General features: G+C 68.5%; 21 protein-coding genes and 1 pseudogene. 17 read left to right on the forward strand and 5 right to left on the reverse strand.

Features of this window, described 5'->3' with window-relative positions; genetic code table 11:
- The first annotated feature begins 73 nt into the window (after positions 1-73).
- From Pma05_RS39215 to Pma05_RS39225, 3 genes are all read left to right on the forward strand, one after another.
- Positions 74-304: a hypothetical protein gene (locus Pma05_RS39215; RefSeq protein WP_203862610.1), complete on the forward strand. Its 231-nt coding sequence runs from the start codon at positions 74-76 to the stop codon at positions 302-304.
- A 161-nt stretch (positions 305-465) separates the two neighbouring features.
- Positions 466-924, forward strand: coding sequence for an Atu4866 domain-containing protein (locus Pma05_RS43665; RefSeq protein WP_203862611.1), 459 nt, complete (start codon positions 466-468; stop codon positions 922-924).
- Positions 921-1457: a nuclear transport factor 2 family protein gene (locus Pma05_RS39225; protein ID WP_203862612.1), complete on the forward strand. Its 537-nt coding sequence runs from the start codon at positions 921-923 to the stop codon at positions 1455-1457. Before Pma05_RS43665 ends, Pma05_RS39225 begins: the two co-directional genes overlap by 4 nt.
- A 21-nt stretch (positions 1458-1478) precedes the next feature.
- Here Pma05_RS39225 and Pma05_RS39230 read toward each other — a convergent pair whose 3' ends face one another.
- A complete protein-coding gene (locus Pma05_RS39230) occupies positions 1479-2306 on the reverse strand; it encodes a helix-turn-helix domain-containing protein (protein WP_203862613.1) in 828 nt (275 codons plus the stop codon).
- Positions 2307-2434: 128 nt separating this feature from the next.
- Between Pma05_RS39230 and Pma05_RS39235 the strand changes: the two genes are divergently transcribed.
- Both Pma05_RS39235 and Pma05_RS39240 read left to right on the forward strand, forming a co-directional pair.
- Positions 2435-3163 (forward strand): Atu4866 domain-containing protein, encoded by a 729-nt coding sequence (locus Pma05_RS39235; protein ID WP_239314081.1) that lies wholly within the window; start codon positions 2435-2437, stop codon positions 3161-3163.
- 25 nt (positions 3164-3188) lie between these two features.
- Entirely contained in the window at positions 3189-4526 is a 1338-nt protein-coding gene (locus tag Pma05_RS39240) for an amidohydrolase family protein (protein ID WP_203862614.1), read from the forward strand.
- A gap of 347 nt (positions 4527-4873) precedes the next feature.
- On the opposite strand, the pseudogene Pma05_RS39245 reads toward Pma05_RS39240, so the two are convergent.
- Together Pma05_RS39245 and Pma05_RS39250 are read right to left on the reverse strand one after the other, a co-directional pair.
- Positions 4874-5132 (reverse strand): annotated as a pseudogene (locus Pma05_RS39245) (IS1634 family transposase N-terminal domain-related protein); the annotation flags it as partial.
- A gap of 404 nt (positions 5133-5536) precedes the next feature.
- Positions 5537-6190: a TetR/AcrR family transcriptional regulator gene (locus Pma05_RS39250; RefSeq protein WP_203862616.1), complete on the reverse strand. Its 654-nt coding sequence runs from the start codon at positions 6188-6190 to the stop codon at positions 5537-5539.
- A gap of 198 nt (positions 6191-6388) precedes the next feature.
- On the opposite strand from Pma05_RS39250, the gene Pma05_RS39255 reads away from it, so the two are divergent.
- Both Pma05_RS39255 and Pma05_RS39260 read left to right on the forward strand, forming a co-directional pair.
- A complete protein-coding gene (locus Pma05_RS39255; protein ID WP_203862617.1) occupies positions 6389-8641 on the forward strand; it encodes an MMPL family transporter in 2253 nt (750 codons plus the stop codon).
- 234 nt (positions 8642-8875) lie between these two features.
- On the forward strand, positions 8876-9067 hold the full coding sequence (locus tag Pma05_RS39260; RefSeq protein WP_239314082.1) for a type I CRISPR-associated protein Cas7: 192 nt from the start codon (positions 8876-8878) through the stop codon (positions 9065-9067).
- A 3-nt stretch (positions 9068-9070) separates the two neighbouring features.
- Here Pma05_RS39260 and Pma05_RS39265 read toward each other — a convergent pair whose 3' ends face one another.
- Entirely contained in the window at positions 9071-9292 is a 222-nt protein-coding gene (locus tag Pma05_RS39265) for a hypothetical protein (RefSeq protein WP_203862618.1), read from the reverse strand.
- Between the two features lie 211 nt (positions 9293-9503).
- On the opposite strand from Pma05_RS39265, the gene Pma05_RS39270 reads away from it, so the two are divergent.
- The 5 genes from Pma05_RS39270 to Pma05_RS39290 are packed head-to-tail and all read left to right on the forward strand — an operon-like array spanning position 9504 to position 13065.
- Positions 9504-10214, forward strand: a complete 711-nt coding sequence (locus Pma05_RS39270) for an ABC transporter ATP-binding protein (RefSeq protein ID WP_203862619.1) — start codon at positions 9504-9506, stop codon at positions 10212-10214.
- Positions 10211-10933 carry an ABC transporter permease gene (locus Pma05_RS39275; protein WP_203862620.1) on the forward strand — a complete coding sequence of 241 codons (723 nt, stop codon included), beginning with the start codon at positions 10211-10213 and terminating at the stop codon, positions 10931-10933. Before Pma05_RS39270 ends, Pma05_RS39275 begins: the two co-directional genes overlap by 4 nt.
- Before the next feature lie 39 nt (positions 10934-10972).
- A complete protein-coding gene (locus tag Pma05_RS39280) occupies positions 10973-12196 on the forward strand; it encodes a sensor histidine kinase (protein WP_203862621.1) in 1224 nt (407 codons plus the stop codon).
- Positions 12193-12849 (forward strand): response regulator, encoded by a 657-nt coding sequence (locus Pma05_RS39285; protein ID WP_203862622.1) that lies wholly within the window; start codon positions 12193-12195, stop codon positions 12847-12849. Before Pma05_RS39280 ends, Pma05_RS39285 begins: the two co-directional genes overlap by 4 nt.
- A gap of 6 nt (positions 12850-12855) precedes the next feature.
- A complete protein-coding gene (locus tag Pma05_RS39290) occupies positions 12856-13065 on the forward strand; it encodes a hypothetical protein (protein WP_203862623.1) in 210 nt (69 codons plus the stop codon).
- 1575 nt (positions 13066-14640) lie between these two features.
- Here Pma05_RS39290 and Pma05_RS39295 read toward each other — a convergent pair.
- Positions 14641-15105 carry a DUF305 domain-containing protein gene (locus Pma05_RS39295; protein ID WP_203862624.1) on the reverse strand — a complete coding sequence of 155 codons (465 nt, stop codon included), beginning with the start codon at positions 15103-15105 and terminating at the stop codon, positions 14641-14643.
- A gap of 101 nt (positions 15106-15206) precedes the next feature.
- Between Pma05_RS39295 and Pma05_RS39300 the strand changes: the two genes are divergently transcribed.
- From Pma05_RS39300 to Pma05_RS39320, 5 genes are all read left to right on the forward strand, one after another.
- Positions 15207-18062, forward strand: a complete 2856-nt coding sequence (locus tag Pma05_RS39300; RefSeq protein WP_203862625.1) for an AfsR/SARP family transcriptional regulator — start codon at positions 15207-15209, stop codon at positions 18060-18062.
- A 1133-nt stretch (positions 18063-19195) separates the two neighbouring features.
- The gene (locus Pma05_RS39305; protein ID WP_203862626.1) at positions 19196-19420 is read left to right on the forward strand and encodes a helix-turn-helix domain-containing protein; all 225 of its coding nucleotides are present in this window, start codon (positions 19196-19198) and stop codon (positions 19418-19420) included.
- A 2-nt stretch (positions 19421-19422) separates the two neighbouring features.
- Complete coding sequence (locus Pma05_RS39310) at positions 19423-19902, forward strand: Clp protease N-terminal domain-containing protein (RefSeq protein ID WP_203862627.1); 480 nt, start codon at positions 19423-19425, stop codon at positions 19900-19902.
- 70 nt (positions 19903-19972) lie between these two features.
- Positions 19973-20833, forward strand: a complete 861-nt coding sequence (locus Pma05_RS39315; RefSeq protein ID WP_203862654.1) for an ABC transporter ATP-binding protein — start codon at positions 19973-19975, stop codon at positions 20831-20833.
- A complete protein-coding gene (locus Pma05_RS39320) occupies positions 20830-21672 on the forward strand; it encodes an ABC transporter permease (protein WP_203862628.1) in 843 nt (280 codons plus the stop codon). Before Pma05_RS39315 ends, Pma05_RS39320 begins: the two co-directional genes overlap by 4 nt.
- The last annotated feature ends 11 nt before the right edge of the window (positions 21673-21683 follow it).

Below are 21683 nucleotides of genomic sequence, written 5' to 3' on the forward strand. Positions count from 1 at the left end.
AAGTCCGGGCCATAGGCGGAACCGGGAGCTCGTTGAGCTGCCGTCGCGGTGAGTAGAGCTTTCGGTGGTTCGCTTGCCGGACGACATACGCGAACTCGGCGAGAGGATCGACCGACTCCGCCAGGAGAAGGCACGTGCCATCGACGCTCAGGACTTCGACGCAGCCACCGAGACTCGCAGCGCGGAGAAGGACCTCCTTCGTCGACGGCTCGACCGGATCCGTGAGTGGTCGAGCCAGGTCGACGCCGTGACCCTGGCCCAGGAGTTCGTCACGCTGCACGATCGGATCCGCCGGAGTCGTTGACGGCGATCACCGCCGAAACGCGGTGGGATAGAACGACCCCTCGGGAAGACCCACTGGGCGGCACTGGCCTGGCCAGGGTGTGCGGTGAGCACGCAGGGTGGCCTCTTCCTGGGAGTACTGGGACCAGGCTGTCGGCGGACGGGATACCTACCGTGGTCGACATGGCGAATTCGAGACCAGGGGCTCTGTTCAGCGCGGCGTGCGGCGTCCTGTTGCTCGCGGGTTGTTCCGCCGAGGCAGGCAGCGGTGGTGCCGCTTCCGACGACGCGGCGCCGCATGGCGGTCCGGCGTCCACGCCTTCGGCCACTGCCGCACAGACTGCGACGCCACCGGCGGGGGCCGGTGACGTGTCGCCGCACCCGTACGTCGGGATGTGGGTGACGGCCGACGGCCACATCCGGCAGATGCTGCTGGCGAACGGCCGGTACGACGAGGCCCGTGGCGAGCGGGAGAGCGCCTACACGGGTTCCTACCAGGTCGTCGGGACCCGGATCGAGTACGTCGACGACACCGGATTCAGCGCGGACGGCACCTTCGACGGGGACGTGCTGCACCACGCGGGATACGTCTTCTACCGCGAGAGCAGCGACGCGCATCGGCAAGCTAGGGAGGAACGATGATGAAGGACAGTGCCACGCAGCACAGCCGGCGGGTGCTCCTGACCGCAGGAGTCGCCGGTGGACTGACGGCCCTGGCCGGGGCTGGCGCGGCCTCGGCGGCCCCTGCCGAGCGGGCCGGCGGGCGCGGCCCCGGGAAGCCGGGCGAGGAGGGCCGCAACCGGGCGGCGGTGTTGCATGCCTTCGCGCGACAGAACGCGGGTGGCGACATCTACGAGATCCTCCACGACGACGTCCGATGGACGATCGTCAACGGTCGCACCTACACCTCCAAGGCCGAGTTCCTGGCGGAGGGGTCGGCACCGATCCTGGACCGGCTGGCGTCGATCCTCAGGATGACGATCAAGGACATGTGGACCGACGGTGACACCGTGATCACCCGGTTCGAGGGTGACGCGACGGCCACCGACGGCGTCGACTACCACAACGAGTACTGCTGGATCTGGCAGATGCGAGGCGGCAAGGTGGTGCGTTGCCACGCCTTCCTGGACATGATCGCGGTGCGGGAACTCATCGAGCGCGTCGAGCTGACCTGAATCGGCGGTACGAGCCCGGGGTCAGCGGAGCCAGCGACTGACGGCCAGGGTGCCCAGCAGCCGCAGTGCCTCGGCGCTGCGGCTGTGCGGCTCCGCCCGGTACACGATCAACTGCTGGCCGGGCACGTCCCGTACGTCGAACGCGTGGTATGACAGCGTCAGTTCGCCCACCGCGCCGTGCCGGAACGTCTTCGCTTCGTGCGTCTTGCCCTGCACGTCGTGCCGCCCCCACAGCCTGCGGAACTCCGCGCTCGCGGCGCCCATCTCCTCGACCAGTTCCCGCGCCCGCCGGTCGTGCGGGTCATGGCCGAGGGCCAGGCGCAGGTTCGCCACGCACGCCTCGGCGGCGCGACGCCAGTCGGCGAAGAACGTCGTACCGGCCGGGTCGAGGAAGGTCATCCGGACGAGGTTGTCCGCTTCGGTGAAGTCCGCGTAGAACGCGTCGGCCAGCGCGTTGCCGGCCAGCAGGTCGAGTCGCCGGTCGATGACCACGGCCGGGGTGTCCGGCCAGGCGTCGAGCAGTTCGCGCAGGCTCTGCCCGACCTGTGGTCGAGCGGGGGTCGGCGCGCTGCCGGGCGAGAGCCCGGCCAGCCGGAAGAGGTGGTCGTGGGCGTCCGGCCCGAGGTCGAGCGCCCGGGCCACGGCGGCCAGCACCGACGACGACGGGTTGCGCTCGCGGCCCTGTTCGAGCCGGGTGTAGTAGTCGACGCTCACCCCGGCCAGCACCGCGACCTCTTCGCGCCGCAGCCCGGCGACGCGCCGGGTGCCACTGGAGACGAGGCCGACGTCGCCCGGGGTCAACCGGGCGCGTCGGGCGGTGAGGAACGCCCCGAGCGCGGTCGTCGGCATGCCACCAACGGTAACCGCGCGGGTTCCGGCCAGGCAGGGTGCCTCACACCCTGGTTCGGTCCGGCCTGGCTGCCGACTCCGCCGCCGGTGACGGTGGGAGCACGAACCCCAACCCCAGGAGGTACGCCATGAGCAGCCCGATGCTCGACGAGGCGGTACTGGCGGAGATCGCCGGGAACACCGCCGACCGGCACCGGCCACTGATGTTCGTCAACGCCGCCATCCACACGCTCGACCCGGTGATCGGTGACTTCCCCGCCGCCGACCTGTTGATCGGCACGAACGAGATCGTCGCGGTCGGTACCGGCCTGCACACCGCGGCCGAGGACGACGGCGCGATCGTGGTCGACTGCACCGGTCTGGCCATCGTGCCTGCGGTCATCGACGGTGTCGCCGTCGCCGGCCTGCGTGTTCGTCCGGCCGACCGGGTCGGCGCGCTCACTCCCGGAAACCCGGCCACCTTCGCCCTGGTCGCCGGCCCGACCTCCGGCAGATCCGTGCTGGAGATGATCGTCTGGCGTCCGGAGCAGGCCGCCGCGATCGTCGTCGACGGCGAGATCGCGCTGGTCAACGGCCGCCGACTCACGCCCGCTCCGATCGAGCCCCAGCCGGGACCGAGGTCGATCGAGAGCCCCTATCTGGGCATGTGGATCGACGAGACCGGTTTCCTGCACCAGGAACTCACCGCCGACGGCCGGTACGACGAGACGCGGGGCGGTCGGCCGCACGCGTACCAGGGGGCGTTCTGGATCGACGGCGACCGGATCGTCTACCGCGACGACCTGGGTTTCTGGGCGTACGGCCGGTTCGTCGACGGGGTGCTTTACCACGCCGGTTACGTCCTGCGCCGTCGGTGAGCGCAGACAGCGAAGGGGGAGCCCGATGATGTTGTTCAGCGGCGGCACGGTCGTCACCATGGACCCGGCCATCGGCGACCTGGAACGGGGTGACGTGCTGGTCCGTGAGGACCGGATCGTCGCGGTTGGCCCGGACCTGCGGTCGCATCCGGAGGCGGCGGGCGCGACCGTGATCGACACGACCGGCCGGATCGTCAGCCCCGGATTCGTCGACACGCATCGGCACGCCTGGCAGGCGCAGATGCGCCGCAGCATCCCGGACGTGACCGACCTGGGGGCGTACGTGATGTCGACGCTGGCCGGGATCGCGCCCGCGTACACGCCGCACGACATGTACGTCGGCACCCGGCTCGCCGCGCTCACCGCCCTCGACGCCGGCATCACCACGATGCTCGACTTCTCGCACAACTCCCGTACGGCAGCGCACTCGGACGCGGCGATCCGGGCGCTGGTCGACACCGGCATCCGGGGCGTACACGCGTCGATGAGACCGCACTTCGGTGAGTGGGACCGCCAGTGGCCCGGCGACCTGGCCCGGTTGTGCGGGGCGTACCAGGGGACGAACGGCGGGCTGGTGACCCTGCGCCTGGCGGCGTTGGCCACCGACGAGATCGCCGGCCCGGCCCTGGCCTACGGGCCGGAGTTGGCGGCCGTCGCGCGCGATCTCGACCTCGGTGTCAGCGTGGACGCGGTGTTCGGTATGCCGTCGTCGGCGGCGATCCTGCGCTGGGCCGCCGACGGGCTGCTCGGCCCGGACCTGACCCTGATCCACGCCACGGGCCTCACCTCGCAGGCGTGGCAGGCGATGGGCGACGCGGGGGTCACCGTGTCGCTGGCACCGACCTCCGAGGCGCAGATCGGCCTGGAGACGGCGGTACCCGCGATCGACGAGGCGCTGGCCGTCGGTATCCGGCCCGGACTCAGCATCGACGTGGAGGTGGCGCTGGCCAGCGACATGTTCACGCAGATGCGTACCCTGCACGCGATCCAGCGGATGCGTGCGGTGAACGCCGCGTACGGCACGGACACCACGCCGGACCGGATCACCTCACGCGACGTGCTGGACTTCGCCACGGCGCAGGGCGCCCGGACCAATGGACTCGGTGACGTCACCGGTTCCCTCACCCCCCGCAAGCAGGCGGACCTGCTGGTCGTCGCCGCCGACGACATCAACACGATGCCGCTCAACGACGCGGTCGGCACGCTGGTGCTCGGGGCCGACGCCCGCAACATCGAGACCGTCGTGGTGGCCGGCCAGGTGCGCAAGCGGAACGGGCAGCTCGTCGGCGTGGACATGGACGAGCTGCGCCGGCAGGTGACCGAATCCCGCGACGCGATCCGCAAGGCCGTCGCCAAGGATTGATCTCGGCAGTACGACGGATTCGCGCCCTCGGCGGGCATGGCCTTGGCCGACGCGATCAGGACAGGCGTGACGCAGCCCCCTCGCGGGCAGCGTCACACCTGCCGTCGTGCAGTCGAGCTGCGTATCCCCGCTGAGCTGCGTCGCCGTTCCGACTGACGCACCGGTCACCCCGGGCGACCTCGACCGGCCCGTCCACATGCACACCCTCGGGTGCCAGAGCACCGGGGACGCCGAGTCGCTGCGTTACGACTTGTCGGCGACGTACGTGCCGCGCCCGGTGAACCGGCTCCGCGAGCAGGTCTGCGAGCTGAACGTAGAACGCCACCCGGGACATCTCGTCAACCATGAGAGGCAACGTCCAGCCGCCGTCTCAGCCTATCGAGCAGCCACACCGCTCCGATCGAGCGGGAGTCGACGACCTCCAGCGCAGCCGTCTCTATAGCCAGGCCCGCCCTCCACGCCTGCCTCGTCGCCGTCGTCGCCGAAGTGCTTGTTGATCGACGCGGCGAGCCGGCGCAACCCGTCGATGTCGACCTGGTCGACGCGGCCCAGGCTCATCAGCACATCGGGTTTGACCCTGCCGTCCACCCGACGGTTGTGCGCCAGGGCGACTTAGCGCTCGACGCTGCCATCGGCGTTGGTCCGCGACGTGGATCGCAAGTACATGACCACGAAGGAACCACATCACCACCACTGGCAGCACAAGACGTGAATCTCCAGTCGTGTTACTACACATTCCATCCCGCAGGCCCAACCACAGCCATCCGCGAGCTCTTGACCCGCACCGGGACAGAACCAATCAAGCTCGTGTCTCTACGAACTGCGGAACTCGGGTACCAGGCACTTTCCGTCGAACCACCAGCCCGGGTCACCACCTTCGACCCCCACCAGCCAGGATCACACTCCAGCAAGAGGGCGTAGACACACAACCCTCCCGCGACGCGCATCAATCTTCGCTGCTCGGCACCCAGATTCCGATGATCGTTTAACTACAAGCTGCGGAACCCGGGCTAGACATCGGTCTGACCCACCTGTTGGTCCGGCGGTTCGAGGAGGCGCTGCAGCAGCAACAAGCCGCCCTTGAGGTCGGCGCTCTGGTCGAGCAGCCACTGGGTGCTGAGGCCGTCGGCCGCCGCGAGGACGAGCGAGGCCGCCTCCTCCAGGGGGATGTCCGACCGGACGGTTCCCGCCGCCCGGCCTTCCTCCAGAAGGGTCACGATCTTTCCCCTCAGGTCGGCGTACCGCTCAGAGAAGTGCGCCCGGGAGCGGTCGTTGCCGGCCTCCAGCGCGTGGGCCACCATGCTGTTCAGCAGGGCCATCAGCCCCGGTACCCGCATGCTGTGCTCGGTCGATCGATGGATCAGGTCGACGAAGGTGCCATCGCCGTCGTACGGGGCGTCGAGGAAGCGGCGGTCGTACTCCCGCAGCACCTCGATGAAGAGCTGCTCGCGGGTACCGAAGTGGTGCTTGAGCACCGGATGCGTCACGCCGATCGCCTCACCGATGGCTCGCAGCGAGGTGCCCTCGAACCCCAGCCTGTCGTAGACCGCCAGCACCTCGTCGATGATCTGCTGCCGCCGGGCAAGCCCCTTGGCGTACGGTCCCCGCTTCGGTGACCTCCCCTGCCTACTGGGCGGGATGCCCCGTGGATCCCGGTCGGTCATGGCATACCTCCAAGGCGATCGGCCGGCCGGTGGAACGCGGCCAGCTCGATCCTATGACTACAGCCACAAAAATATCCATCCGGATATTTTCAGGCTACCGTCTCCTTCAAATGATCGACCGATCGCCGGGTGCTCCGCCGGCTCGCGCCGCGAGCACCCACAGCGAGACCTGGTCACAGGCACGCAGGAGGAGACGGCATGGCATGGCAGTTGTTCAGGCTCGGACGCTGGTCGTTCCGACGCCGATGGACCGTGACGGGAATCTGGGCTCTGCTGCTCCTCACCGTCGCTCTCGGGGCGGCGACCCTGTCGGGCAAGACCAACGACAGCTTCGAGTTGTCTGGCATCGAGTCGACGCAGGCGTTCGACCTGATCAGGGAGCGCGATCCCGGAGCCGCGCCGGACGGCGCGACGGCGCGGGTGGTATTCCAGGCCCCGAACGGCGAGTCACTGGCAGACCCGACCAACAAACAGGTCGTGTCCGACGCGCTCGCGGCGCTGAGGACGAGCCACGTCGTGTCGATCGTCGACCCGTTCACCGCAGGGACGATCTCCGAGGACGGACGTACCGGCTTCGCCTCGGTCAGCTACGCCCGAAGCGCGGTCGATCTGTCCCAGACGGACCGAGAGGCCCTCGAAGCTGCCCGTAATGTCGCCGAAGAGGCAGGGCTGACGGCCACCATCGGCGGCGACGTGCTCGGCGTGGAGATCGGCGGGGCCATCGCCGAACTGATCGGCATCGCCATCGCCTTCGTGGTGCTGGCCCTCACCCTCGGGTCGCTCGTCGCGGCCGGGATGCCGCTGCTGACCGCGCTGGTGGGCGTCGGCATCGGTATGACCGCCATCGCCGCCCTGACCGGGTTCCTCGAGCTCAGCACCACAACGCCCGCGCTCGGCACGATGCTCGGGCTGGCCGTCGGCATCGACTACGCGCTGTTCATCCTGTCCCGCTATCAGGCCGAGGTACGCCAAGGCCGCCCGCTGGAGGAAGCGGCGGGCCGCGCCGTGGGCACCGCAGGATCAGCGGTGGTGTTCGCCGGGCTCACCGTCGTCATCGCACTCGTCGGCCTCGCCGTGTGCGGCATCGGATTCCTCACCGAGATGGGCCTGGGCGCAGCGTTCACCGTCGCCCTCGCCGTACTCATCGCGCTCACCCTGCTGCCCGCACTACTCGGTTTCGCCGGCACCCGTGTCACGAGGCGACGTCCTCGCTTCTTGCAGAAGCACACCGCCACCAACGCCACGGACGCCGACGCCGACCGGAACCCCGGGGAGCCACGCACTCTCGGGCGCCGTTGGGTCGAGAGCCTTGCCCGCTTTCGCTGGCCCGCACTCGTTGTTGGGATCGCGGCCGCCGCCCTGGCTTCCATCCCCGTAGCCTCTCTGCAACTCGCGCTGCCCGACGACAGCACCAAGCCCGCAGGCAGCGACGTACGCATTGCCTACGACCTCATCGACGAGCACTTCGGCGCCGGAGCCAACGGGCCGCTGCTCGTCGTCATCGACACCAAACAAGCCCCCGACCCGATCGCCGCGGTCACGACCGCGACCGAGCGGCTTCAGACGCTCGCGGCCCAGGACGACTCCAACATCGCCGCCGTCGTCCCGGCCATCACCAGCGACAGCCCGCAGGCGCAGCAGGACTACCTGCGGCAGCTCGACACGGCGCAGTACGCGACGCTCACGGTGATCCCTCGCTCCGGACCGTCAGACCAGTCCACCAAGGGCCTCGTCGCGGACATCCGAGACACGCTGTCGGACCTGCCGGAGCAGAGCGGGGCCCGGGCACTGGTCACCGGCGTCACTGCGGTCGGCGTCGACATCTCCAACGAGCTGACCGAGGTGTTCCCGCTCTACCTCGCCGTCGTCGTGGGACTGGCTCTGATCCTTCTCGTCGCGGTGTTCCGCTCGATCTGGGTGCCCGTCAAGGCCGCGCTCGGTTTCCTGTTGTCCGTCGGCGTCTCCCTGGGGGCAACGGTCGCGGTCTTCCAATGGGGCTGGCTCAACGAACTCGTCGGTCTCGACGCCACCGGCCCGGTGCTGTTCCTGCTCCCGATCCTGCTCACCGGAATCCTGTTCGGCCTGGCGATGGACTACGAGGTCTTCCTCGTCACCCGCATGCGAGAGGCCTACGTCCACGGCACACCGGCGCGCCAGGCGGTCATCGACGGGTTCACCCACAGCGCCCGCGTCGTGGCCGCCGCGGCCCTCATCATGGTCGGCGTCTTCGCAGGCTTCACCATCACCGACGACATCATCCTCAAGACCATCGGCTTCGCCCTCGCCATCGGCGTCCTCGTCGACGCGTTCCTGGTCCGCATGCTCATCGTTCCCGCGACCATGTTCATCTTCGGCCAGCGAATCTGGTGGATGCCCCGCTGGATGAACAAGCTCGTGCCGACCCTGGACGTCGAAGGCGAGGCACTCACACAACACCTGGCAGCACGCTAGCCACCCGACCGCTGATTGCCTTGACGAAGACACCTCATCGCCCTGGCCGAGTCGTTCGACACCTCGGCCAGGGCGTGGGCTCGATGTCGGTGAGGTGGTGGCCGAGGTCTTCCTGGCGGCGCGGCGACGGCACCACGGCGACGAGGATCGCATCGACGTAAGGGTCCTTGACGTGACTGACGGGGGATCCGTGCACAGCGAACGCCCGTCGTTCACCGGGTAACGGGTGTCCCTATGGGTTTCGTCAAGGGGCCAGGGGCCAGGGGCATCGTTCGACGTGACCGACGGGAACCCACCGGCGACCCCCCGCGTACCGACGACGAGACCGGTCAGGGCCTGGTCACCGACGCGGCGATCAAGCGGAAGATCCGCGACACCATGTCCCTCCGACAAGATCGTCGGCCGCGCTACCCCTCGCACCGATGATCCTCAACCAACGCGCAGGCCGGCGCCCATGGCCGTCCGCTCCCCACCCAGCATCCACAGGTACTTGTTGACGTCCCGGATGGAGAATTCCTCCAGTCCGTAGAACATGCGAAACCCGCTGATCGACGGGTACCAGATCGCATAGTCGGTCTTCCACTGCTCGCCGGGTCTGAAGCTGTCAAATGCTTCGCCCTGTTTGAGTAGTTCATTGAGGACGCCGGCCACACGGGAGTCTATATGGGGTAGACGTCGGGTGCGTGGAAGCTGCAGTACTTCGTGGCAAAAGAGTAACTGCGCCGCCTCTTGCCGCCGTGGCGTGCACCTGTCCGCCACCGGGCTGAGGTAGGGGGTTGGGCGCGTACATCCATCGGGTGGTTGATTCTCGGCAGTGGACCGGTCGATGAGCGTGCCGCCGGGTGCGGGTGATGCTCGGCTCATGGCGGTCATCGAAGTAACCGATCTGGGAATGCGGTACGGCTCGACGGTTGCCCTCGACGGTGTCTCGCTGCGGGTGGAGCCGGGTGAGATCTTCGGGGTGGTCGGGTCCAATGGTGCTGGCAAGACGACGCTGGTCGAGTGCGTGGCCGGCTTGCGTACGCCGGATGCCGGAGTCGTGCGCGTGTTGGGGCTCGATCCGTGTCGTGGTGGCCGGGCGGTCAAGGAGCGGATCGGGGTGCAGTTGCAGGAGAGTCGGCTCCCCGATGCGCTGCGGGTCGGTGAGGCGCTGCAGTTGTACGCGTCCTTCTATGATCAGCCGGCCGACTGGCGGGTCCTGCTCGACCAGTGGGGTCTTACGGCCAAGCGCGGGACCGGCTTCGGCAACCTCTCTGGCGGGCAGAAGCAACGGCTGCTCATCGCACTCGCCCTCGTCGGCAACCCGGAGCTGGCATTGCTCGACGAGGTGAGCACCGGCCTGGACCTCCAGGCGCGCCGGTCGACCTGGGACCTGGTCCGGTCGATGCGTGACCGGGGCGTCACGGTGGTGTTGGTGACCCACCACATGGATGAGGTGGAGCGGCTGTGTGACCGGGTCGCCGTCATGCGGGCGGGGCGCGTCGTCGGCGTCGCCGAACCGCACGAGTTCGTGGCTCGGACCGGGGCGTCGACGTTGGACGAGGCCGTGCTCACGCTGGGCGGTGACCGATGAGGCTTACTCTGGTCGAGCTGAAGCTGTTACTCCGTGACCCCGGGGCGGCGTTCTTCACGCTGGCGTTCCCGCTCATCCTGTTGGTCATGAACGGTGCGGGCGAGGCACGGAAACCGATTCCGGAACTGGGTGGGCAGCGGACCATCGACGTGGCCGCGCCGATGTTGACCACGATGGTGGTGGCGATCCTCGGGCTGACCAGCCTGCCGGTGCTGCTGGCGCACTACCGCGAGATCGGCGTGTTGAAGCGGATGGCGACCACCCCGGTGTCCCCGCAGCGGGTGCTTGTCGCCCAGTTCGCCGCGCATCTGCTCATCGCCGTGGCATCGCTGGCGCTCGTACTCGGGGTCGGCGTGGCGCTGTTCGACATGGCGCCGCCGAAGGCGCCGGTGTCGTTCGCCGTGGGGTTCGCGCTGGGCGCGACAGCGCTGTTCGCGCTGGGGTTCGTGCTTGCCGCGCTGGCACCGACGGCTCGCTCCGCGTCGGCCGTCGGCCTGGGGATCTTCTTCCCGATGCTGTACCTGTCCGGCACCATGATGCCCGCCGAGATCATGCCGGACGCGCTGCGGCGGATCGGGTACTGGACCCCATTGTCGCCGGTGGTGCGGACGCTGCGCGAGACGTGGGCCGGTGAGCCGCTGGATCTTGTACGGGCTGCGGTCCTCGTCGCCGTCATCGTGGTGGCGGGAGGGACGGCGGCGCGTATCTTCAGGTGGTGACGACAGGCTCACGGACCGGGGCGTAACGCGGACTGAAGCATGGTGACGATCGAGGCGCGTGTCGAGGCACGCTGGGACGCGTTCTGGCGCGTGGTGCCGTACGCGTTCCTCGTCCTCGCCGCTGTTCTCGTCCTGGCCGACCCCGCCGAGCCGTGGTCGGGCCGGCTCCTGGTGCTCGGGGGTGCCGTGTTCGCCGCCGGGTGGATGTGGTTCATGGTGTCGGCGCATCCGCACTGGACGGAGCGGCTGGGTCCGATGCTGCTCCACGTCGCGGTGCTGCTCGGGTTGAGTTCGCTGCTGATCACGGTGAACAGCCGATTCGCCGTGTTCGTGTTCGCGGTGTTCGTACAGGTGCTCGCGTACCTGCCCGGCGCCTGGGCGTACGCCGGGGTGGCGGTCACCGCGGTGCTGCTCACCGGGCCGCCCGCCTGGGAGGACACGGTCACCGCCCGGCTGCCCGACCTGATCATCAACGTGGTCCTCGTCAGCGCCATCGGCCTGTTCATCCGCTCCACCGCGATCCAGAGCGAGCGGCGCCGGCAGGCTCTCGCGGAGTTGGCGGAAGCGCACGCCCGGCTGTCCGAGTACGCCGAGGAGAACGCGAGCCTCCAGGCGAGGCTCGTCGCGCAGGCCCGGGAAGCGGGGGTACACGACGAGCGGGCGCGGCTGGCCGGGGAGATCCACGACACCCTCGCGCAGGGCCTGGCCGGCATCGTCACCCAACTGGAGGCGGCCGCGTACAAGGCGGACGACGTCGGCGAGGTGCGCCGCCGGCTGAGTACCGCGCACGTGCTGGCCCGGGACAGCCTGGCCGAGGCGCGGCGGTCGGTGCACGCGTTGCGCCCCGAGCCGCTGGAGAACGCCCGGCTACCCGACGCCCTGTCCGAGGTGGCGGGACGATGGTCATCGGTACACCGGATTCCGGTGACGTTCGGGGTGACCGGGGAAACGATCACACTGCACCCGGAGGTCGAGGTGACCCTACTGCGGGCGGCTCAGGAGGCACTCGCCAACATAGCCCGGCACGCCCACGCCACCAAGGTCGGCCTCACACTGTCCTATATGGAGGACGTCGTGGCGTTGGACGTCCGCGACGACGGGGTGGGTATGAGCCAAGATGCCAGCGAGACGGGCGGCTTCGGCCTAGGCGCGATGCGCGCTCGGGTCACCCGGCTAGGCGGCACGTTGGCCATCGAGAGCACCCCCGGCCACGGTACGGCGATCAGTGCAAGCGTGCCAGCGATCCTGCTGGAGGGCAGATGAGCCATGACGACGCCGCCACGATCCGGCTGCTGATCGTCGACGACCACCCCGTGGTGCGGGACGGCCTGCGCGGCCTCTTCGCCGACGAGCCCGGGCTGGAAGTGGTCGGCGAGGCGGCCGACGGCACCGAAGCGCTCGCCGTCGCCGCGGCAACCCACCCGGACGTGGTGCTGATGGACCTACGCATGCCCCGCCGTGACGGCGCGGACACCATCCGCTGCCTGCGCGCCACCCACCCGGCGGTCCGGGTGCTGGTGCTCACCACGTTCGACACCGACCGGGACGTGCTGCCAGCCATCGAGGCCGGCGCCACCGGCTATCTACTCAAGGACGTGGCCCGCGCCGACCTTCTGCGTGCGGTACGGGCCGCGGCACGCGGTGAGTCCGTACTCTCGCCCACGGTCGCCACCCGCCTGGTGAAGCAGGTTCGCACCCCGGCCGCCGCAGCACTGAGCCAACGCGAGGTGGAGGTGCTGACACTCGTCGCCCGCGGACTCACCAACCGGGAGGTGGCCACCCAGCTGTTCCTCAGCGAGGCGACCGTCAAGACCCACCTGCTGCACATCTACACGAAACTCGGCGTCGGCGACCGCACGGCCGCCACCACCGCCGCCCTCGAACGCGGTCTGCTACACCTACGACCAGAACAATGAAATAGTGTGCGCTGCCCAACCAGCCACGAAACGCGGGACTCGGCCCACGACAGGGCGGCCGACCTCCTCGTCGCCTACATCGAACGCTGCGACCTGGTCCTCGCCAGCAGGGGCGCGGCCGTCCGTGACGACGGTGCCGTGCAGGAGATGCAGTCCGACCCGGTCCGCCCGGACGCCTGGACCGTCAAAACGGCCGATCTTCGCCGCACCCAATGACAACCTGAAACCCCTATGCCAACGCCCCCCGCTTACCCGTCGCCGTCCGAATTCCCAGCGAGGCGATGGCCGACGGCACGGCACGAGAAGTCGCCATACGGCTCGCACCCCAACTCGGCGTCACCGAACACGCAGGACGGCGGCTCGTCGTCGCTGCCCGGCGCATCCGGGCCGCAGGCGACTCAGGCAAGATCCGAGCCACCGGTATCCGCTACGTCGCCACCAAGCCGCGACAGGCAATGACTCCAATCGGAGCGGTTCACAATAGGCGGTCGCACCAAGAGACTTCGACCGCTGGGAAGCATGGACCAAACACGGCAAAATCGCCGCGAAATTGATCTTGGATTAGTTCTGGTCGCGTCGAGTCCGCCAAACCAAACCTGGACACCTCAGCCGTCGAGCGTCCGGAACTACATGGCGGAGGCCAGCCCAACGAATACCCCACTCGTCACCATCGCCTGGACGAGACAGGTCGGACTCGATCGTTTGGCAGTGAGTCTGAGCACCGCGCCGGGTGAGCGTCGTGGCCGCCGTCAACGACCCCGGCCAGATCAGCACCCACATCACGCACAAGCGGTCCATGCCTCTGTCCGGGGATCTATATTCATCGACTTCCATCTATAAGATCTGTTGCGATAGGGATCGCGGCGAAGAGCACGGTCGCCGACACCGTGGTGCCCTCCGTTGCGTCGGCGGAGACGCATGCGCCGAAGACGATCGCGGGCGGGACCAGTACCCCGTTTTCGCCCTGCGAGGGCGTTAGCGTCGGTGCGGATAACCTCGGGTGGGCGAAGCTGCTCAAACCCGCCGACCGGCGCGGGCTGACCCCGCTGTTCTGGCAGCATGTCCAGCCCTACCAGGGGCCAGCATCTGGACGGGAGAAGACCGTCCAGCGCAACCTCCTTGCCCATGGCAGGTGGACGAAAGCCTCATGAAAGGGCGTGTTGGCAAACTACGGGAGTAACCTGGAAACGACGCTCGAATTTCAGGAGGAAATTACAGTGTTTGCTCCCAAATCCGTCGCGAAGCAGGTAGGGATCGCACTAAGCCATAGCGGTCTGGCGCTCGTCACAATGTTCGCCGCAGTCGCCGGCGTATCGCTGACAGCGGTCCCGGCCTCCGCCTCCTCCGCTCCCGCCGCCTCGAACGCTGCGGCCTTCTGGTGTCCGGTCTACATCACTGACGATGGCAACGGAGCCTGGGCGGCATGCAGCGGGGCGGTCGCCGGCAACACCAGGTACCGCGTCATCGTGTTTTGCACCGACCTTAGGACATATACTGGCCCCTGGGTCCGGGCTCCTTGGCCCAGCGTAGCGGGATGTGGTTCCGCTCGGGCCACCGGCGGGAATTTCGAGCATGAGTGCCAAGGGGTTTGCTTTTCCAATCCTGACGCTGCGATCGCAGCTAGGTACCCAGAAGTCAAATAGCGAATGCACATCCTGGTCCGCGCCCTGCGAATCAAGATGCAGCAGCATCGTGTATCGGGTGGCGCGCTCGACCAGCGTGCTGATCGCGGACCTGCCCAGGCCAAGGTATTCTTGAGCTGGCTGACTGAAGTTGACGGATCCCGTCTGATCATCGTGATTGGGCGGGATCTTGTCGCTGCAGGGAGCTTCCGCATCGGGTTCTCCCCGCACAGGCCACGGAGCGTGGAGCGCCGCGACGAGGATGCGGCAATGAAGTGATAGGGCCGGCAGGGTGCTGGGTGTGGTGGTCCGGCGCGCCGCGAACCGGCACGCCGGACCGCGCCGTCCTACCGGTTAAGCAGGTCTGCATCTGGCTGATCTCCGCTGTCTGGTCTGCCTTGATCTTCTCCGCGAGGCTCTTCGCCGTCGGGTTCTGAGCCTGCTCCATCTCGGTGCGGGCCATCTGCACCGCGCCCTGGGACGGCACCACCTTGGACGTGCCGGACAGCGACGCCAACACCGCCGCGTTCATCCAGTCGAGCAACACTGGCGGTGTCGGGGCGTTCCCAAAGGTCCGACTGGTCACGCTGATCGAGTGCGGCGCCCACGCGGTCATCGGCGCGGTCTCGGCCACGAGGGCCGGGGTGGCGATACCGCCGGTGTCCGTTCACCCGGTGGTGATCACGGAGCCCGCTCGGCAGAATGGTGACCCGGCGATGGATGTGGGGGCGTGCCGTGGAGTTCGGTGTCCTGGGCCCGCTGGAGATCCGCGATCAGGGACAGGCACTGGTGTTGGGTGTGCCGCGGGTCCGGGCGATCGGCGGCATCCTGCTGGTCCGTCCCGGCAGCCTGGTCGGGATCGAGCAGTTCGTCGACGAACTGTGGCCCGATAGTCCGCCGGCCGATGCGCGGGCGCTGGTCCGCGGCTATGTATACCGGCTCCGTCGCGCATTGCGGGCCGGGCCCTCCGGACCGGTTGCCGCCGCCCGGCTGGTCGCCCGTAAGCCGGGCTACCTGCTTGACGCCGGTGAGTCCGAAGTAGACCTGTGCAGGTTCGCGCAACTGGTCGCCGAGGCCCGTGCCGCCGCACGCGACGGCCACCACCGGCGGGGTGTCGACCTGCTCCGGCATGCCCACGGTCTCTGGCGGGGTGACCCGTTCGCCGACGTGCCGCGCACTCCGGCGATTGCTGCCGCCGTGACGTGGCTGACCGAGCAACGGCTCTCCGCTCTGGAGGATTTGTTCGACGCCGCGCTGGCCGCCGCGGACCACACCGGTGTCGTCACCGAGCTGACCGCACACGTGACCACACATCCGCTGCGGGAGCGGCCGGTCGCCCAGCTCATGCTCGCCCTCTACCGTGCCGGCCGGCGGGCCGACGCCCTGACGCGCTACCAGGACACCCGCCGGATCCTGGCCGACGAACTCGGCACCGATCCCGGCCCCGACCTGCAAGCCCTGCACCGGCAGGTCCTCGCCGCGGACCCGGCGCTGGCCACTCCCGCACCGGATCGGCCGGCCGCGCACCTCGCACCGGCACGGAGCGCACCGGTCCCGCGCCAGTTGCCGGCCCGGCCGGCTCTGTTCAGCGGGCGGGAGCGCGAACTCGCCCGCCTCACCGAGGCCCTGGACCTGCCCGGCGCGGTGGTGATCTCGGCCATCGCGGGTACCGGCGGGGTCGGCAAGACCTGGCTGGCGTTGCGGTGGGCGCACGACAACCTCGACCGGTTCCCGGATGGGCAACTGCACATCAACCTGCGCGGGTTCGACCCGTCCGGGCGGCCGGTGGCCCCGGAGGAGGCGATCCGCACCTTCCTGGACGCGCTCGGCCTGCCGCCCGCCGCGATACCCGCCGGCCTGGACGCCCAGATCGGGCTCTACCGCAGCCTCCTTCACGGCAAGCGTGTCCTGGTGGTGTTGGACAACGCCAGCGACGCCGCCCAGGTCCGTCCTCTGCTCCCGGGGGCGGACACCTGCGCGACCATCGTCACCAGCCGGCACCAGCTCACCGGTCTCGCGGCCACTGATAGCGCGTATCCGCTCACCCTCGGCCTGCTGAGCGATTCCGACGCCCGTCGGCTCCTCGCCGCTCGTCTCGGCGAGCAGCGCCTGGCCCTGGAATCCGACGCCGTCTCCGGAATCGTCGCCCGGTGCGCGCGGTTGCCGTTGGCCCTGGCGCTGGTCGGGGCGTACGCCGCCGCCCGCCCTGACCTGCCGCTGGCTGCGCTCGTCGCCCAGCTCGACGACCACCACGCCGTCCTTGACGCGCTTGCCGGCGACGATCCGGCCACCGACCTGCGTGCGGTGTTCTCCTGGTCGTTCCGTGCCCTCACCCCCGGCGCGGCCAGGCTGTTCCGGCTGCTCGGCCTGCATCCGGGACCAGACATCAGCCGGGCCGCCGCGGCCAGCCTAGGCGGTGTTCCGGGCAGCGGTGCGCGACGGCTACTGGCCGAGCTCGTCGAGCGCCATCTCGTCGTCGAGCACCCTCCCGGCCGGTACACGCTGCACGATCTGTTGCGTGCCTACGCCACCGAGCAGGCGCACACCCACGAACCCGACGAGCAGCGGCGCGCCGCGCTACACCGCGTCCTGGACCACTATCTGTACACCGCGCACGCGGCCATCGTCCTGCTCGCCCCCCGACGGAATCCCGTCGCCGCCAGCCCGCTGCCACCGCCGGCCGCGCCGGAACACATCACCGACCACAAGCAGGCGCTGGACTGGCTCAGCCGCGAGCACCGGGTGCTGGTCGCCACCGTCCAGGCAGCCGCAGCCGGCTTCGAAACCCATGCGTGGCGCCTGGCATACGCCCTCGTTGGATTCTTCAACCTTCGGGGGCACTGGCACGACTGGCACATCACTGCCCACGCCGCCCTGGACGCGGCCCGGCAGCTGCACGATCCGCGCCTGCAGGCCCTGGCCCACTCCTGGCTCGCCGAACTCTACGCCTGGATCGGCCGCCACCAGGATACCCACATCCACCTGGAGCACGCCGATCGGCTCTACGACCAAGTCGCCGACACCGCCGGAGTGGCCTACGTCCATCTCTGCCGTGGCTGGGTCTACGAACCGCAACGCCGCTACCAGGAAGCCTTACACCACTCCGAACAGGCGTTGCGGATCTACCGGGCCATCGCCAATCCGCGTGGAGAGGCTGACGCCCTCAACAATGTCGGTTGGTACCACGCAAAGCTCGGCAACTTCGAACAAGCGGTCCTCTACTGTGGACAGGCACTCGCCCGACAGCAGCGACTGGGCAACCGGGCCTGGGAAGCGCGCTCCTGGGACAGTCTCGGCTACGCCCACCACCACCTCGATGACTACCAGCGGGCGGCCAACTGCTACCAGCACGCCCTCGATCTGTTCCGGGACACCGGCAACCTCTACTACCAGGCCAAAGTCCTCACCCGGCTCGGCGAGGCTCAGGACGCCGTCGGCCAATCCGACATCGCCCGGCGCACCTGGCAACAAGCTCTGGACATCCTCCAAGAACTCGGCCATCCGAGCGCGCAGGATCTCCGCACCAGGCTCGACCAGCGTAGCCGGGAGGTGAGTCCCTCCCGGCTGCCGCGAGCCGTTGACGCTAGGTGAGCGAGGCGGTCGCCCGCCCGCTCGTCGTGTAGGCACCGTTGCGGCATTCGGCCTTCTGGTACCCCCACCGCCGCCCTCCGTTGATCGGCGACCCGGATGAGCAGGTGACACTCACCGTCACCCAGTAGCCCGGGCAACTGACGTGCCACCGCTCCGCACCGCCGCTTCCGGCGTTGTCGAACCACGTCGTACATGGTGACGGCGCTGTCCAAGCCGCCATCGCCGGGCTACCCGTGACGGCGACCACACCGCCAGCGAGCACAAGCCCCGCAACGATCGTCGTTGCTCTTCGTGCCATTGTGGACATGACAAGCTCCCTCTCATCGAACTGCCATGATCTTGCTCGGGTCACGACCATCCTCGGCCGGCGGCGTCGACGGAACGTGGAAACCACATGGATGGCCGGGCGCGGTCGACCGTCGAGCGACCGCAACAGCCCCGACCGCTCAGCCGGTGCGGGTTTGGCGGGGCCGAGGAGCCGGTTGATCAAACACGGCTCGCCCGCGACGACGAGCCCGACTTCGCCGACGTTCGTCCAGGCAACAGACAGTCAGGTGGCCACGCACGGCCGATCAACCGGTACACGTCGGCCAGCGATCCCGGAACACTGCGCCAGTGCGCTGGCCGCCCGCAGCATCGAGACCCAGAGCCCCAACATCCCCGCCGTCTCGCCATCGCGATAACGGCAGACGCACCGTCGCCGCGCTCGCCGTCGATGCCGGTGTCTCACGGCAGCGGCTCTACGAACACCACGCCGATCTCGTCGCCGGGTTCAAGACCACCGTGGGCCGTGGGTCACCTCGCCCAACGTCCAAGCCCTACAGAAGCAGCTGGCCGACAGCCACGAACGGGTCCGCCAGCTCGAAGGCCATGTGATCTTGCTCCAGAATCGTATCCGCACCCTCGGCGCCGTGATCACCGAACTGACTCTCGAAGCCCAGGCCAGCGACGTTGTTGTCCTGCCACCGAGACGTCGGCGCGCGACATGAGCCGCCTAAGGACCGCACCTCGGCGATGCGTTCGCTCCATACCGCGCAAAGTCAATCTTGTCCCCGTAACTCGGATGAGCATCACTGAGAGCGATTAGCAACTCGGGTTGACTAGTGATCGATTAGTCAACTAGAGTTGCTTACATGTCGGATGTTGTCGTGCCTCAAGACCCCGGTGACGCGCTGGCCGCAGTGGCCGCTCTGCGGCGGCTGGCCGACCAGTTGGAGGATGCCGCGGTTGAGCAGGCGATGCGGGCTGGGTGGGGCTGGCCGAAGGTGGCCGAGGCGCTGGGCGTGACGCGTCAGGCGGTCCACAAGAAGCACTTCAAGCGGCTGGTCGCCGCTGGTGTCACGTTGAGGAGGCGGTAACCGTGCCTGGATTCGACAGGTATCTCAAGGACGTTCTCGATCGGGCGGGCCAGGAGGCGCGACTGGACGGCTCGACGACCGTGGAGGCGCATCACCTGTTGCTGGCGATCGCCGCCGACCCGGCATCATCGGCTGGGGGCGCGCTGGCGTCGGCGGGTCTGGGTCGTGCCGCGATCCGGGAGGCACTGGACCGCGAGTACGCGCACAGCCTCAGCATGGTCGGGGTTTCGGCGTCGGCGTTCGATGCCGCCGCGGCCACGCCTGATCCGGACCGTCGGCCGCACCCTGGCGCTTCGGTTCGTCTGACTTTGGAACGTGCGCTCCAGGCCACGGCCGGCACGCAACCACAACCACTGCATCTCCTCGTGGCGATCCTGCAGGCCGATGTCGGGACCGTGCCGCGGGCGCTGGCCTTGGCGGGTGTCGACCGCACCGATCTGGTGGCCCGCATCCAGACCATGACCGGACCAGCGAAACACTGACAAGGAAGCCGAGATGAATAGTGAGCTTGTGACCGGCGGGGACGTCGTGTTGGACGTCGATGGTTTGCGCATGCGGTACGGCACCAGAGACGTCCTGCACGATGTCACTTTCCAGGCGCGCCGAGGCGAGGTGTTGGCGTTGCTCGGCCCGAACGGCGCTGGCAAGACCACAACGATCGAGATACTGGAGGGCTTCCGGAGCCGTTCGGCCGGAAGGGTCTCGGTGCTGGGCACCGATCCAGCCCGCAGTGACGAACGGTGGCGGGCACGGGTGGGTATCGTGCTGCAATCATGGCGGGACCACGGCAAGTGGCGAGTCCGTGAGCTGCTGGCCCACTTCGGCGGCTACTTCACCCGATACTCCACAGCGACGATCCGCCGTCCTATGGACCCGGATCAGCTCGTCGCCGCGGTCGGGCTTACCGGACAAGCCGACCAACAGATTCGAACGCTGTCGGGCGGCCAGCGACGCCGGTTGGACGTGGCCGTCGGTATCGTCGGCCGGCCTGAGCTGTTGTTCCTCGACGAGCCCACCGTCGGCTTCGACCCAGCCGCCCGCTACGAGTTCCACGATCTCGTCCGCCGGCTGGCCACCGACTACCAGACCACGATCCTGCTGACCACCCACGACCTCGAGGAAGCCGACCGGCTCGCCCATCGCATCGTCATCCTCAACGGTGGACGCATCGTCGCCGACGGCACCGCCGGTGAACTCGCCCACCGAATCGCGGGACGGGACGAGGTGCGCTGGACCTTCGACGGCCAACGGTTCACCCAGTCGACCGAACAGTCACAGTCCACGGGGTTCGTCTTTGAACTGTTCCGCAAACACGGCCATGCCATCACCGACTTGGAAGTCCGCCGCCCCTCCCTGGAAGACGCCTACCTGGCGCTGGTGCGCCAGACCGAACTGACTAGAGCCACCCAGTGATCCCCGCAACCGCTGCCCTTCGCCAAGGCGCCACGCAAGGCCTGATCGAACTACGGCAGTCTTGGACTGGCGGCGACTTGATCGCCAACCTGTTCTGGCCGACCACGACACTCGTGGCCATCTTCTTCCTGCGCCACCGCCAGATCGACGGCACCCAACTGCCACTGGGCGCCCTGGTCCTACCCGGGGTATTGGGGATGTTCGTCGCCCTGGGCATCCTCCTGATCGTCCAACAACTCACCGCCGACCGAGAGGACGGCACCCTTCTTCGCGCCAAGGCAATCCCCGACGGCATCCGCGGATACTTGATCGGCAAGCTTGTCACGGTGTCCGCTACAGTGCTGGCCTACCTCGCGATCCTGCTCGCCGGCGGCGCGCCGATCATCAGCAGCTTCCATCTCGGCGACATCAGCTGGCCTACCCTGACCTGGGTCCTGCTCCTCGGCTTGGTGGCCACCCAATCGGTCGGCGCGATGCTCGGCTCACTCATCACCAGTTCCCGAGGCGCGGGCATACTCTCCGTGCCGATCCTGGCACTGATCGCAATCTCCGGAATCTTCTACCCGATCACGGCCCTGCCCACCTGGCTCCAATGGCTCGGCCAGACGTTCCCCATCTACTGGCTCGGCCTAGGCATGCGCTCAGCACTGCTGCCCGACGCCGTTTCCGCGGTCGAGATCGACGGGTCATGGCGACACCTCGAGACCGTCGCGATGCTTGGCGCCTGGGCCACAATCGGTCTGATCGTGGCCCCGCTACTGCTGCGCCGGATGAGCCGCCGCGAATCAGGCTCCCGTGTCGCCGAACGACGCGACCGGACCCTGCAGCGTGTCGGCTAACGAGCCAGCCA

Origin of the sequence: Plantactinospora mayteni (genome assembly GCF_016862935.1) — a bacterium.
Lineage (GTDB): Bacteria > Actinomycetota > Actinomycetes > Mycobacteriales > Micromonosporaceae > Plantactinospora > Plantactinospora mayteni.